The sequence below is a fragment of the Alterinioella sp. B-7 genome, from assembly GCF_056857775.1.
Genome location: NZ_JBSXNT010000039.1, coordinates 603,271 through 616,822, shown reverse-complemented (window position 1 = coordinate 616,822; position 13,552 = coordinate 603,271). Strand labels below are relative to the sequence as shown.

The following is a 13,552-nucleotide window of genomic DNA, read 5'->3' as shown; positions in this document are numbered from 1 at the left end:
CAAATGTGCCGATTTGCCGCCCCGTGACCACGATGGCGCTAGGAAATTGCGCCGATACTGGACATAATCGCGCCCAATTGATGCGATACATCACATGTTCATAAGCTCTGCGCTAAGAAAGACAGGGCACGGATGTGGCAGCAGCATAGGGCAACGGATGCTCGAATTTCGGAACGTCTCCAAGTCCTTCTGGACGGGCACGCAGCGCAAGGTGATCCTTGATCGCGCCTCGTTCCGCGTGGAGATCGGGCAATCGCTTGGCATCCTGGCCCCCAACGGCACCGGCAAGACGACCGTGATCAACATGATGGCGGGGCTCGAAAAGCCCGATGAGGGCGAGATCGTGCGCAACTGCCGCATCTCCTTCCCGCTCGGCTTCATGGGCGGCGTGATCAGCAAACTGTCGGCCACCGAAAACGCCCGCTATATCGCGCAGCTCTACGGGCTGGACCCCGACTATATCGAGGCGTTCTGCCGCTGGCTCTGTGACCTTGAGGAATATTTCGACCGCCCCCTCGGCACCTACAGTTCCGGCATGAAGGCGCGGTTCCAGTTCTCGCTGATGCTGGCGCTGGAGTTCGACATCTACCTGATCGACGAGGGGATGCCGCGCACCACGGATGCCGAGTTCAACCGCAAGGCGGGCAGCATCCTGGCCGACCGGCTGACCACATCCACCGTGATCATCGTGTCGCACCAGGCAAAGACGCTGGAGAAATTCGCCAACAAGGCCGCCGTCCTGAAGGATGGCCAGTTCTACCAGTTCGACACGCTCGAAGAGGCAAAGAGGCTCTATGACTATGAAACCCAAGGGTAAGAAGTTCCGCATCCGGCGCACCGGCGCGGCACCCGGATCGGCGGCCTCCCCCGCGGGGGCCACAGACGGGGACGCGCAGGACAGCGAGGACGGCTTCGGCGGCGGGGCCTTTCCGGGCGCGGCCGCGGCCCAGGACCAACAACCGCCCCGCACCCTCTCGATCGAGGAGGAGCTTGCCGCCATCCGCCAGGAAGGGCTGACCGGGCGGCAATTGCGCATGGCCCGGCGCACGGCGCAGAAACACGGGCTGCAACCGGCCTCGGATTTCGATGCGGTGCGCCTGTTGCGGCGTCAGGGCATCGACCCGTTCGAACGCTCCAACATGCTGGAACTGGTGGTCAATGAGGGTCAGAAAAGCGCGCAGGCGCGCCTGCCCGCCACGGTACGCCACCCCTCCTCGCAGGTGCCCGCCACGGCCCCCGCCGGACCGCCCCCCACGATAGACGAGGCGACGCGCGCGCAGGAGATCCTGCGGATGCAGCGCGACATCGCCGCCCGCCGCCGCAAGCGCCTGATCCTTCTGGCGGCCCGGCTTCTGGTCTTCGTCCTGCTGCCGACCGCCGGCGTCGGGTATTACTTCTACAACGTGGCCACACCCTTCTACGCCGCCAATTCCGAGTTCCAGATCCAGAAGGCCGAAGCCTCCAGCCCCGCCGGCGGCCTCGCGGGCCTCTTCGGCGGCACGACCTTCGCCACGGTCCAGGATTCCATCGCGGTGCAGAGCTTCCTTGAAAGCCGCGAGGCGATGCAGCTGGTCGATGAGGAACTGGGCCTGCGGGACCATTTCTCCTCCCCCGATATCGACCCGCTGAACCGCCTGGCCCCCGACGCCACCGAGGAAGACCTCTACGATCTCTATTCGCGCAACCTGACCATCGGCTACGACCCGACCGAGGGGCTGATCCGGATGGAGGTGGTCTCGGCCGATCCCGAGCTGTCCGAACGCTTCTCGCAGGCCCTGATCCGCCATGCCGAGTCTCGCGTCGACCAGATGGCGCAACGCCTGCGCGGCGACCAGATGGCGGGCGCGCGCGAAAGCTACGAGGAAGCCGAGGCCAACATGATGGCGGCGCAACAACGTGTCGTCGCGCTTCAGGAACAATCCGGCGTGCTCAGCTCCGAGGCCGAGGTCGGCGCGCTGTTCAACCAGATCTCCACCTTCGAGATCCAGGCGCAACAGGAACGCCTGCGCCTCGCTGAACTGCAATCGGTCTCGCGCCCGAACCAGGCCCAGGTCGAGGTGGCGGAACGCAATATCCAGCGGCTCGAGGCCCTGATCGCCGAATTGCGCGCCTCGATGACCGACGGGCAGTCCGATGATGCCTCGCTGGCGCAGATCTCCGCGCAACTGGTGGTGGCGCAGGCCGACCTCCAAACCCGGCAGTTGATGCTGGCGCAGGCGTTGCAGGCGCTGGAGGCGTCGCGGCTCGAGGCCAGCCGCCAGTCGCTCTACCTGACCGTCAGCGTCAATCCCGTCGCCACGGATGAGGCAGCCTATCCCCGCAAGCTGGAGAACACCCTGCTTGCCTTCCTGGTCTTTTCTGGCATTTACCTGATGGTGTCGATGACGGCATCCATCCTTCGTGAACAGGTTTCTGCGTGACGATATGAAACAAGTCGAGATCGGGAAGATCGTTGTTGGCAACGATCGCCCCCTGACCCTCATCGCGGGCCCCTGCCAGTTGGAAACCCGCGACCACGCCCACATGATCGCCGGCCGCATGGCCGAGATCTGCGACCGGGCGGGCGCGCAATATGTCTTCAAGGCCAGCTTCGACAAGGCCAACCGCACCAGCCTGAAGGGCAAGCGCGGCACCGGCATCGCGGAAGGGCTGGAGATATTGCAAAGCGTCAGGGACAGCTTCGGCTGCCCGGTCCTGACCGATATCCATACCGAGGCACAATGCGCCGAGGTCGCGCAAGTGGCCGACATCCTGCAAATCCCCGCCTTCCTGTGCCGCCAGACCGACCTGTTGCTGGCCGCGGGCCAGACGGGCGCGGTGATCAACGTCAAGAAGGGGCAGTTCCTGGCGCCCTGGGACATGCCCAATGTGGTGGCCAAGATCGAAAGCACCGGCAACACCCGCATCCTGCTGACCGAGCGCGGCACGTCTTTCGGCTACAACACCCTTGTGGCCGACATGCGCGCGCTGCCGCAGATGATGCAGACCGGCTACCCGGTGGTGATGGACGCCACCCATTCGGTGCAGCAACCCGGCGGGCAAGGCGGATCGTCGGGCGGTCAGCGTGAATTTGCCCCGGTCATGGCGCGCGCCGCCGTCAGCCTCGGCATCGGGGCGGTCTTCATCGAGACGCACGAAGACCCGGACACCGCCCCCTCGGACGGCCCCAACATGATCCCGCTCGACCGGATGGAGGCGCTGGTGCAGGGCCTGATGCAGTTCGACCATCTCGCCAAGGCCGACCCGATCCGAATCTGACGGCGCAATCCGCACTTTTCCGCGAGGGTCGAAGCCCCTAGGATCACCGGCATATTTCCAAATTGCCGGTGATTTTCCATGCGCCTCATTCTTCTGCTCGCCCTCCTTGCCCTGCCCCTGCCCGCGCTGGCGCAGGACGCCGCCCAACCCGAGGGCACGATCTCGGTCGAGAACTCGTTGGAGGAGGACGCCGCCATCGCGGTGCGCATCCGCGAGATCATTCGCCAGCTCGACGGCTATGACGACGTCACCGTCTATGTCGCCAACGGCATCGTCACCCTGCGCGGCACCACGCTGGACGCGGCCACGGCCTCCGCGCTGAACGGGCTGGTCTCGCGGGTCGAAGGCGTCGTCGCGATCGAGAACGAGGTCGAGGAGACCACCGATGTCGTCGAACGCCTGACCCCTGCGGTGGAACGCCTGCGGGCGCGCACCATGCAATTCATCTCCTTCCTGCCGCTGATGCTGATCGCTGTCGTGGCGGGCCTTCTGGTGATGTGGTTCGGCTTCTTCATCGCACGCCGCAAGAACCCCTGGGACCGCATGGCCCCCAATGCCTTCATCGCCGATATCTACCGCCAGATCACCCGGCTCTTCTTTGTCGTCATGGGGGTGGTTCTGGCGCTGGACCTTCTCAACCTCACGGCCCTTCTGTCCACCATTCTGGGCGCCGCCGGGATCGTCGGCCTCGCCATCGGCTTTGCGGTGCGCGACACGGTGGAAAACTTCATCGCCTCGATCATGCTGTCGATGCGCCAGCCCTTCCGCCCCAAGGACCTGGTCGAGATCGAAGGCGATACCGGCCATGTCATCCGCCTGACCAGCCGCGCCACGATCCTGCTGTCGCCCGATGGCAACCACATCCGCATTCCCAACGCGACGGTGTTCAAGGCGCGGATCGTGAATTTCACCCGCAATGACGAACGCCGCTTCACCTTCACCCTCGGCATCGACGCCAATGCCGACCCCGCCGAGGCGCAGAACATCATCCTGGCCGCATTGGCCGAGCTTCCCTTCCTGCTGACCACCCCCGGCCCCTCCACCTGGGTCGAGGAGGTCGGCGACAGCAATATCACCATCACCGCGGCGGCCTGGGTCAAGCAGCATGAAACCGGCCTCTTCATGGCCCGTGGCGAGGCGATCCGCCTGGCCAAGGCAAGGCTGGAGGAGGCCGGGATCACCCTGCCCGAGCCGACCTACCGCCTGATCACCCAACCCGCCGAGACCGCCAAGCCAGCGCCCGCCCCCGAGGCCGCCCCAGCGGTGGCCCTGCCCGTGCGCGACGAGGAAACCCAAGAGCTGGAACGCATCGTCGACGCCGAACGCGCCGACACGCAGCACAAGGATCTGCTGGCGCATGAAGCCCCGCAGGAATAGCCGCGGGCGCGGGGCATTTTTTGACCGAAAGGTCTTGATCCCCCGCCCCAGCTTGCGTAACTAGCGCTGCACAGTTGGGGTGTAGCCAAGCGGTAAGGCATCGGTTTTTGGTACCGTGTATCGTAGGTTCGAATCCTACCACCCCAGCCAGCCACTCTCCTGATTCCAGACCGTGCAGAGTGTCCCTCACATAGTGGCGTTTTTTCAAACGGATGTGTGGATAGCGTTCTGGCGCAGACCGGGACCGGGCCTCGAACAGGGCCCGATATCGCCGGAAGTATCGTCCAGCGTCTCCTCGACAATCCGCGGCTCCTCGATGATGATCCGGGGGCGCGACCTGCTGGATGCGGCGCTTCGATTCACTCTCTGTTTCGGCAATATCTGAGAACGTTTCACCGGCCCTGATCCGCGCGAACCAGGCATGGGCCTTTGAGGTGCTTCCCAATTCGTGGTCGATGCCCGGATTTTCTGAGCTTCATTCTGCTCCTGCGGATGTGGTCTCATACATGCCGGATGACGGAGGAGTCCGAGGCGGTCTGGCCAAACCTCGGCGATGTCAGCTTCGTCTCGACCCTGTCCAGGCAAGGTCAAACCCCGCTTGCTCGACAGCGCGATTTGATCCGCGACGCCGGCAAGACCTGCGACCAGAACAAGGCCGCTTCTTCGAGCCGAAGCGCGAGCGTCATCTGCACCAAAGAGAACCGCAAAAGCCTCACCGGCCTGTCGGGCCGAGCCCGGTTGGCGGGCCGTCTCCGACCCGTTCTCCTGTCGGTCGCGACCACGTGCTGCAGGGTCGGATCGAAGCGAGTCATCTGTATCGAGATTTTGAATGAAGCCTATTCAGTAATTAAAGTTTACTTTGATTTTCGTGGGGGCGAATGTCCTGACAGCCACTGGCCAGCCATCTGAAAGGGGATCTCAACCCATGGAAGTCTCGTTCGCCAAGGAAATCGAGAAGTTGAAGCTCGGGGATGGCGAGACCTTCGAGGGTGAGGGGATCCTGGCCGTTACCAAGGCGCTTCTGCAGTCCGGTGTCTCCTATATCGGGGGCTATCAGGGCGCGCCTGTGTCCCATCTGATCGACGTCATGGTGCAGGCCGCGCCGCAGATGGCCGAACTGGGCGTGCACGTGGAGCCCTGCACGAACGAAGCCTCTGCCGCGGCCATGCTAGGCGCGTCGATCATGTATCCGGTGCGCGGCGCTGTGACCTGGAAATCCATCGTCGGCACCAATGTGGCGGCGGATGCGCTGTCGAACCTTGCCTCACCCGGTGTGATGGGCGGCACCTTGATCGTGGTGGGGGAGGATTTCGGCGAAGGCTCCTCTGTCATCCAGGAACGCACGCACGCTTTCGCGATGAAATCCACCCTGTGCCTGATGGATCCGCGCCCGAACCTGACCAGTATCGTCAATGCGGTGGAGACGTCGTTCGAACTGTCCGAGGCGTCCAACACCCCGGTCATGATGGAACTGCGCATCCGCGCCTGCCACGTGCAGGGCAGTTTCCAGGCCAAGGATAATGTGGCGGCCGACATCTCGATGACGCAGCTCCTGGCCGAACCTGCGCCGCATGTCTACGAACAGCTTGCCCACCCGCCCGCGACCTTCGGGCACGAGCGCAAGAAAAGCGGCGAACGGATGCAGGCCGCGCGGGATTTCATTCGCGATCGCGGCTTGAACGAGCTGTTCGAGGGCCGGATGCACAAGGATGTGGGCCTGATCGTCCAGGGCGGTCTCTACAACGCGTTGATGCGCGCCCTGGAGGAGCTTGGACTTGCCGATGCGGCGGGCAATTGCGACCTGCCGATCATGGCGCTGAATGTCGTCTATCCGCTGGTCCCCGACGAGATCACCGCCTTCGTGGAAGGCAAGCGCGCAGTGATGGTGCTGGAAGAGGGCCAGCCGGAGTTCATCGAGAACGAGATCGGCACGATCCTGCGCCGAGCGGGCTGTGACGTGACACTTGCGGGCAAGGACATCATGCCATTGGCAGGCGAATATTCCGCGCCGGTCCTGCTGGAGGGGGTGGGTGCCTTTCTGCGCCGACATTTGCCGTCGCTTGGCAATGTCCTGGGGGAGCAGGACTATGACGCAGAGGTGCAGGGCCTGAAGGAACAGGCCGCCAGGCTGCTTGGTGCCCCCGTGCCGCCGCGTCCGCCGGGGTTCTGCACCGGATGCCCGGAACGGCCTTTCTTCTCGGCCTTGAAACTGACCGAGCGCGAGATCGGCAAGGTGCATTACTCCGCCGATATCGGCTGCCATGCCTTCGCAACGTTCGCGCCCTTCAACTTCGGCAACTCGATCCTTGGCTACGGGATGAGTCTCGCCTCGAACGCCTCTGTCGCGTCCTTTCAGAAAAAGCCGCCGCTTGCGGTCATGGGCGATGGCGGTTTCTGGCATAACGGATTGCTGTCGGGGGTGGCGTCGCGGCTGCTCAATGGTGGTGACGGTGTCCTGGTGATCATGAAGAACGGCTATACCTCGGCCACCGGCACGCAGGAGGTCATCTCCTCCCCCGATCCGGCGCTGAAGCTGAAAGCGGCCGAGAAAAGCGCGACCCATGGCGAAACCACCATCGAGGATGCGCTGAAAGGCGTTGGTGTGAAGTGGCAGCGCACAGTGCACACCTATGGCGTGGCCAAGATGCGGGACACGTTGCTGGAGGCGTTCCGGTCCCCGTTCAAGGGGCTCAAGGTCATCGTGGCCGAGGGAGAATGTCAGCTCGAAAGACAACGCCGCATCAAACCCATCCGCGCCAAGGCGCTGGCGGCGGGCGAGCGTGTGGCGCGTGACCGGTTCGGGATCGATGAGGATACCTGCACCGGCGATCATTCCTGCATCCGCCTGTCCGGGTGCCCGACCCTGACGGTCAAACCGGCCTCGGACCCGCTGAAGACCGACCCGGTGGCCCATGTCACCAATGGCTGTGTCGGTTGTGGATTATGTGGCGAGGTCGCCCATGCGGCGACGCTCTGCCCATCTTTCTGGAAGGCCACGATCATATCGAACCCGACCTGGTGGGACAGGGCCAAGGCGCGCTTCAGCGCGACCCTGGCCCGAGGGACAGTGGCATGAGCGATGTGGTGCGCATTCTGGTCGCCGCGCTCGGCGGCGAAGGCGGCGGGGTTCTGACCAGTTGGATCGTGGCCGCCGCGCGGGCGGCTGGCAAGGAGGTGCAGGCGACTTCGGTGCCCGGCGTGGCGCAACGCACGGGATCGACCAGCTACTACATCGAGATCGCGGAACCGGGGCAGGGGGCGGTGTTCAGCCTCGTGCCACTGCCCGCGCGTGTCGATGTGGTGCTGGCCAGCGAAATGGTGGAAGCCGCCCGTTGCATGGCAGGCGGTTTCGTGTCGCCCGACCTGACCACGCTGATCGCCTCGACCAACCGGGTCTATTCAACTGCCGAGAAGATCAAGTTGGGCGATGGCCGTTATTCGGAAGACAAAATGCGCGAGGCGGCCCAGGCCATGGCCAGGACCGCGCATCTGCTGGATCTAGACGCCCTGGCGACCGCAAACCGCACCTTCATCTCTGCGACCATGTTTGGGGCGTTGATGGGGGCCGACGTTTTGCCATGGAGTGATGAGGTATCGCTCTCCGTCATCGGCGGCAACCCGGCCTCGATCGATGGGGCGCGTGCGGCGGCCGAGGCGGTCCGAAACCCGATGCACGCGCCGGACGCGACTGCCGCTGCACCTGCCGCGATGCATCTCGAAGGGTTGCCGCCCGAGGTGCAGACCATTGTGGGCCACGGACATGACCGGACCGTCGATTTTCAGGATGCGGCTTATGGCCAGGACTACCTCACCCATGTCGCGGGGCTGGCCGCTGTCACGGATATGGCGGATCACCGCGCTGTCTATGCCCTGTCCGAGGCCGCCCGCCGACTGGCCCTGTGGATGGCTTACGAGGATGTGGCTCGCGTGGCGGATCTCAAGACCCGGCCCGAACGGTTTGCGCGCATCCGCGACGAGGCAGAGGTGACGCCCGATCAGGTGCTGTGGGTGACGGAATACCTCAAACCCCGCGCCGAGGAGGTTGCCGACATCCTGCCCGTGGGTCTGGGGGCCTGGGTCATGCGGCGGGTTGCTCGGGGCAGGGGGCTGCCCTTTACCGGGCGGGGCGTCCATATCCGCTCGAACGGAGTCTTTGGCTATCGCCTGTTGCGCCTTGTGGCGGGAATGGGCCGCTGGCGCCGCCGCTCGTTCAGGTTCCGCGCCGAGATGGAAGACATCGCGCAATGGCTTGAAGCTATGAGGACCGCGCTTGGCCGGGATGCCGGGTTTGCCTCAGCGCTGGCGGAACTGCCGCGCGTGCTGAAAGGCTATTCCGACACGCAACAGCGCGGCAAGGCGGCCTATTCGAAGATCATGCACGGCATTGTCCTGCCCGCGATCGCCGCGGGCCAAGAGGCGCAAACCGCCCAGACCCTGCGCCATGCCGTTGCAGCGGCCCTGGCCGACGAAGATCACGCGGCGCTCGATGCCATCTTGTCCGGGGCTGAGGCCCCCGATCCGCGCATCCCCAATCTGCGGAGCGCCTGACCATGCTGACCAGCCGACGGACTGTCTTGATTGAATGGGGCGATTGCGACCCCGCTGATATCGTTTTCTACCCCAACTATTTCCGCTGGTTCGATGCCTCGACCGCCGCGCATTTCAGGTCGGCGGGATTGCCGAAGCCGAAACTGGTGACCGATTACAATGTCGTCGGCTTCCCGATGGTCGATACCCGGGCGCGGTTCCTTGTCCCGTCGCGCTATGGCGACGAGGTTGTGATCGAAACCCGGATCGCCGCCTTTGGCCGGTCGAGCTTCGAGGTCGAACACAGACTGATGCGGGGCGACGTGCTGGCCGTCGAAGGCTTCGAAAAACGGGTTCTGGTGGCGAAATCGGCGGATGGCGCGGGGCTGAAATCCGTGCCGGTGCCCGAGGATATCCGGGCGCTGTTCACCGGGGACGACACATGAGGTTCGTGGTTCTGGGAGCCGGGGCCATGGGGTCCGTCTTTGGCGCACGGTTGCACTTGGGCGGAGCCGAGGTCACGCTGCTCGATGTGAACGAGGCCCATATCGCGGCTGTGCGCGAAACCGGCCTCAGCGTGGCGCTGGATGAAGGCACCCAGGTGCTGGACATCCCGATCATGCGGCCCGAGGTGTTCGAGGACCCTGCCGATCTGATCCTGCTCTTCACCAAGATCTTCCACACCGATGCGGCGCTGCAAACGATCCGGCGGCATCTGAACAGTACCCCGGTGCTTAGCCTGCAAAACGGCATTGGCAACGTGGAGCGGATAGCCCGACATCTGCCGATGGAGCGGATACTCATCGGTATGACGATGACGCCCGCAGAATTCATCGCCCCCGGCAAGGTCGCGTCGTACGGGCCAGCGACCACGCAATTCCATGCTGCCGATGGCCAGCACCGCCAGCTGCTGGACGACATCGCCGCAGCCATGCGGGCCGGTGGCATCGACGCGGCGATCGACCCCGATATTCAGGCCGCGATCTGGGAAAAGGCCGCCTTCAACTGCGCCATGAACGGGCTCTGCGCCCTCTCGAACGCGACGCCAGGGGCCATCGGTGCCTCCGAGGCGGGCCGAACCCTGGCCTTCGAGGTTGCCGACGAAGCCGTCTCGGTGGCGCGGGCCAGCGGTGTCGCGGCCGACCCGGACAAGGTCAGGGCGCTGATGCGTCACGCTTTCGCGCAACACCTGTTTCACGAGGCCTCGATGCTCCAGGACCGCAAGGCCGGACGCCGCACCGAGATAGACGCGCTGAACGGGGCCGTTTCCGAGACGGCGGCGCGGCTTGGCATCGCCACACCGGCCAACAACACGATTGCGCGTCTCGTGCGCCTGTTCGAGGACGCGAAAGACTGGATGACGCATCACCAATCCAAGGCATGACGCAGAAAAGGCTTGCCATGAGAGGGGGGCGCGTCTTCGATGACTGTAACCGACGAACCAAAAAGGGGAGGAGACCCACATGAACTATCTTGCACTGACAGGCACCCTTGCCGGCGCGCTGTCGCTGGCAACGGCCGCCTCGGCCCAGGAATACACATTCCGCCTGCACCATCTGCTGAGCGCACAGGCCCCTGCCCATACCCAGATGCTGGTGCCTTGGGCCGAGCGGATCGAGGAAATGTCCGAAGGTCGCGTCGAGATCGAGATCTTTCCGGCCATGACCCTCGGCGGTGCCCCGCCCGAACTGATCAGCCAGGTCCGTGACGGCGTGGTCGATCTGATCTGGACGGTCAACGGCTACACGCCGGGTCTGTTCCCGCGCACCGAGGTGTTCGAACTGCCCTTCGTCTACGTGAACGATCCGGTCGCGGCAAACCTTGCGATGTACGACATGTTCGAGGAGTACCTGGCCGAGGAATACCAGGGCGTCGAGGTCATGTTCCTGCATGTCCACGCGGGCCAGGGCATTCACATGGTCGAAACAGAAACCCGCAGCCCGGCCGATTTCGAGGGCCTGCGGATGCGTATCCCGACCCGCACCGGATCGTGGATCATCGAGGCGCTCGGCGCGACCCCGGTGGCGATGCCGGTGCCGGACCTGCCGCAGGCGCTGCAAACCGGTGTCGTCGATGGGGCCTTCATCCCGTGGGAGATCATCCCGCCGCTGCGGATCCAGGAGCAGACCGAGTTCCAGATCGAAGGCTACGACATGGCCCGTTTCGGTACCACCACCTTCCAGGTGTCGATGAACGCCGATCGCTGGAACGGATTGCCCGAGGACATCCAGGCCATTTTCCGCGAAGCGTCCAACCGCGAATGGTGGGGGCAGGTCGGTGAGATCTGGCGCAACTCGGACAATTTCGGGATCAACATGGCGGTCGAGGCGGGCAATACCCACGTCGTCCTCAGCGAGGATGAGACCGAGGCCTTCCGTGTGGCGCTGGAGCCGGTGGTCGATCGCTGGATCGAGGAAGTATCCGGCATGGGCATCGACGGCGAAGCCCTTGTAGAAGCCGCACGTGAGGCGATCGCGGCGAACGCTTCGGACATGTGATGGAGGCTCCCGTCCTTGATACGCGCCGCACCGGCTGGACCGGTGCGGCGGAGCGGCTCATCAATTTCTGGTCGCTCATGGGCGGAGTCATGGTGGTGGCGGTTGTCCTGATGAACGTCTGGGCGGTCGTCGCTTCCATCCTCGGGATTCCGTTCGCGGGTGATTTCGAGCTGACCCAGATGGGCATCGCCATCGCGGCCTTCGCCTTCCTGCCCTATTGCCAGATAACCGGAGGCAACGTTACCGCCGACATCTTTACGGCGCGCGCCTCGCAGTTCTGGGTCTCGGTATTCGCGCTTGCGGCCTCGATCGTCGCACTGCTTTTCGGCCTCTTGCTGCTCTATTCCATGTATGGCGGCATGCTCAGCCAGCGTCAGTACAACTACACCACCGCGATCTTGCAGATACCGATCTGGTGGGCCTATCTGCCCTGCCTGTTTTCGCTGGTCCTACTGGCCGTGGCCTCCCTCATCACCCTCTTGGACAACCTCGGCAAGACCGTCCGGGGCGGAACCTGATCCATCATGCTTGATCCAATTACCCTGGGGCTGATCAGCCTTGCCATCCTGATTCTGCTGATCGCGCTCAGGATGCCGATTGCCTATTCCATGATCCTGGTTGGCGGCGTCGGCACCGTCATCATGAACGGCCCCTTTACGGTCCTGAACCAGCTCAAAACGCTGGCCTTTGGCTCGTTCTCGAATTACGGGCTGTCTGTGGTGCCGATGTTCGTGCTAATGGGCGCGATTGCCAGCCGCTCGGGCTTGTCCAAGGCCCTGTTTCGCGGGGCCAACGCCTGGCTGGGATGGGCGCCGGGCGGCACCGCGATGGCGGCCATCGCGGGCTGCGCGGGGTTCGGCGCGGTGTCGGGATCTTCGCTGGCCACCGCTTCGACCATGGGGCGCATCGCGCTGCCGGAACTCAAGCGCTTCAACTACTCCGGTGCGCTTGCGACGGGCTCGCTGGCGGCGGGCGGCGTGCTTGGCATTCTCATTCCGCCCTCGGTCGTGCTGATCATCTACGCGGTGATCGTCGAGGCCAACATCGTGACCATGTTCATGGCGGCGATGATCCCCGGTTTCCTCGCCGTGCTGTTCTTCATGCTGACCATCCTGATCTACGTGATGATCAAGCCCGAGGCGGGCCCCAAGGGCGGTGCCGCCGACCGGGCCGAGTTCATCGCCGCGACCATCGGTTTGCTGCCGGTCTTCCTGATCTTCGGCATCGTGCTTGGCGGTATCTATCTGGGCTTCTACAATCCGACCCCGGGTGCGGCCATCGGCGTGTTCCTGGTGGCAATCTACGGGCTGGCCATGCGCAGCCTGACCTGGGAAGGCACCATCGGCAGCCTCAAGGAAACCGCCGGCACCACAGGCATGATCTACCTGATCTTGCTCGGGGCCGAACTGATGAAGATCTTCATGTCGCGCATCCGGATGCCGCAGGCCACCGCCGAATGGATCTCGACCTCTGGGTTGGAGCCGATGACGGTCCTGATCTTGCTGCTGGTCGCGCTGATCCTTCTGGGCTGCCTGATGGACTCTCTGTCGATGATCCTTCTGGTCATCCCGTTTTTCTGGCCGGTGCTGGTCGAACTCAATGGCGGGCTCTACGCTTTCGGCCCAGACACCGGTTTCGGGATGAGCACGGAGGATCTGAAGGTCTGGTTCGGGATACTCGCGCTCATCGTCGTGGAACTGGGGCTGATCACGCCGCCTGTGGGGATGAATGTCTTCGTCATCTCGGCGTTGGCGCGCGACACGCCAATGATGGACACGTTCAAGGGCGTGTTGCCGTTCTTCGGCGCCGAGCTTGTCCGCGTCGTGGTGCTGATCATGTTCCCGGTACTGACCTTGTGGCTGCCAAGCGTGATGTGACGCGGCCCCCGCCCC

At 64.1% G+C, this 13,552-nt stretch carries 12 protein-coding genes and 1 tRNA gene; all 13 read left to right on the top strand.

Going from position 1 to position 13,552, the window contains the following annotated elements:
• Window positions 1-157 precede the first annotated feature (157 nt).
• The 13 genes from AC13C7_RS18005 to AC13C7_RS17945 all read left to right on the top strand — a co-directional run bounded on the left by AC13C7_RS18005 (window position 158) and on the right by AC13C7_RS17945 (window position 13,537).
• On the top strand, window positions 158-817 hold the full coding sequence (locus AC13C7_RS18005) for an ABC transporter ATP-binding protein (RefSeq protein WP_172317990.1): 660 nt from the start codon (window positions 158-160) through the stop codon (window positions 815-817).
• Window positions 795-2,420, top strand: coding sequence for a KpsE/RkpR family capsule polysaccharide export protein (locus AC13C7_RS18000; protein ID WP_482868282.1), 1,626 nt, complete (start codon window positions 795-797; stop codon window positions 2,418-2,420). Before AC13C7_RS18005 ends, AC13C7_RS18000 begins: the two co-directional genes overlap by 23 nt.
• 4 nt (window positions 2,421-2,424) lie before the next feature.
• Window positions 2,425-3,258: a 3-deoxy-8-phosphooctulonate synthase gene (gene kdsA, locus AC13C7_RS17995; RefSeq protein ID WP_482868447.1), complete on the top strand. Its 834-nt coding sequence runs from the start codon at window positions 2,425-2,427 to the stop codon at window positions 3,256-3,258.
• Between the two features lie 78 nt (window positions 3,259-3,336).
• Entirely contained in the window at window positions 3,337-4,635 is a 1,299-nt protein-coding gene (locus AC13C7_RS17990; RefSeq protein ID WP_446119923.1) for a mechanosensitive ion channel domain-containing protein, read from the top strand.
• Between the two features lie 75 nt (window positions 4,636-4,710).
• Window positions 4,711-4,785: transfer RNA gene (locus AC13C7_RS17985), tRNA-Gln, on the top strand.
• A 363-nt stretch (window positions 4,786-5,148) separates the two neighbouring features.
• Window positions 5,149-5,544 carry a hypothetical protein gene (locus AC13C7_RS17980; RefSeq protein WP_482868281.1) on the top strand — a complete coding sequence of 132 codons (396 nt, stop codon included), beginning with the start codon at window positions 5,149-5,151 and terminating at the stop codon, window positions 5,542-5,544.
• A 16-nt stretch (window positions 5,545-5,560) separates the two neighbouring features.
• Complete coding sequence (locus AC13C7_RS17975) at window positions 5,561-7,711, top strand: thiamine pyrophosphate-dependent enzyme (protein ID WP_172317998.1); 2,151 nt, start codon at window positions 5,561-5,563, stop codon at window positions 7,709-7,711.
• Entirely contained in the window at window positions 7,708-9,183 is a 1,476-nt protein-coding gene (locus AC13C7_RS17970; protein WP_482868280.1) for an indolepyruvate oxidoreductase subunit beta family protein, read from the top strand. Before AC13C7_RS17975 ends, AC13C7_RS17970 begins: the two co-directional genes overlap by 4 nt.
• Window positions 9,184-9,185: 2 nt before the next feature.
• Window positions 9,186-9,608, top strand: a complete 423-nt coding sequence (locus AC13C7_RS17965) for an acyl-CoA thioesterase (protein WP_482868279.1) — start codon at window positions 9,186-9,188, stop codon at window positions 9,606-9,608.
• Complete coding sequence (locus AC13C7_RS17960; RefSeq protein ID WP_482868278.1) at window positions 9,605-10,546, top strand: ketopantoate reductase family protein; 942 nt, start codon at window positions 9,605-9,607, stop codon at window positions 10,544-10,546. The genes AC13C7_RS17965 and AC13C7_RS17960 overlap by 4 nt, the downstream gene beginning before the upstream one ends.
• Window positions 10,547-10,625: 79 nt before the next feature.
• On the top strand, window positions 10,626-11,660 hold the full coding sequence (locus AC13C7_RS17955; RefSeq protein WP_446121091.1) for a TRAP transporter substrate-binding protein: 1,035 nt from the start codon (window positions 10,626-10,628) through the stop codon (window positions 11,658-11,660).
• The gene (locus tag AC13C7_RS17950; protein ID WP_172318008.1) at window positions 11,660-12,178 is read left to right on the top strand and encodes a TRAP transporter small permease; all 519 of its coding nucleotides are present in this window, start codon (window positions 11,660-11,662) and stop codon (window positions 12,176-12,178) included. Before AC13C7_RS17955 ends, AC13C7_RS17950 begins: the two co-directional genes overlap by 1 nt.
• A 6-nt stretch (window positions 12,179-12,184) precedes the next feature.
• Entirely contained in the window at window positions 12,185-13,537 is a 1,353-nt protein-coding gene (locus AC13C7_RS17945; protein WP_446121095.1) for a TRAP transporter large permease, read from the top strand.
• The last annotated feature ends 15 nt before the right edge of the window (window positions 13,538-13,552 follow it).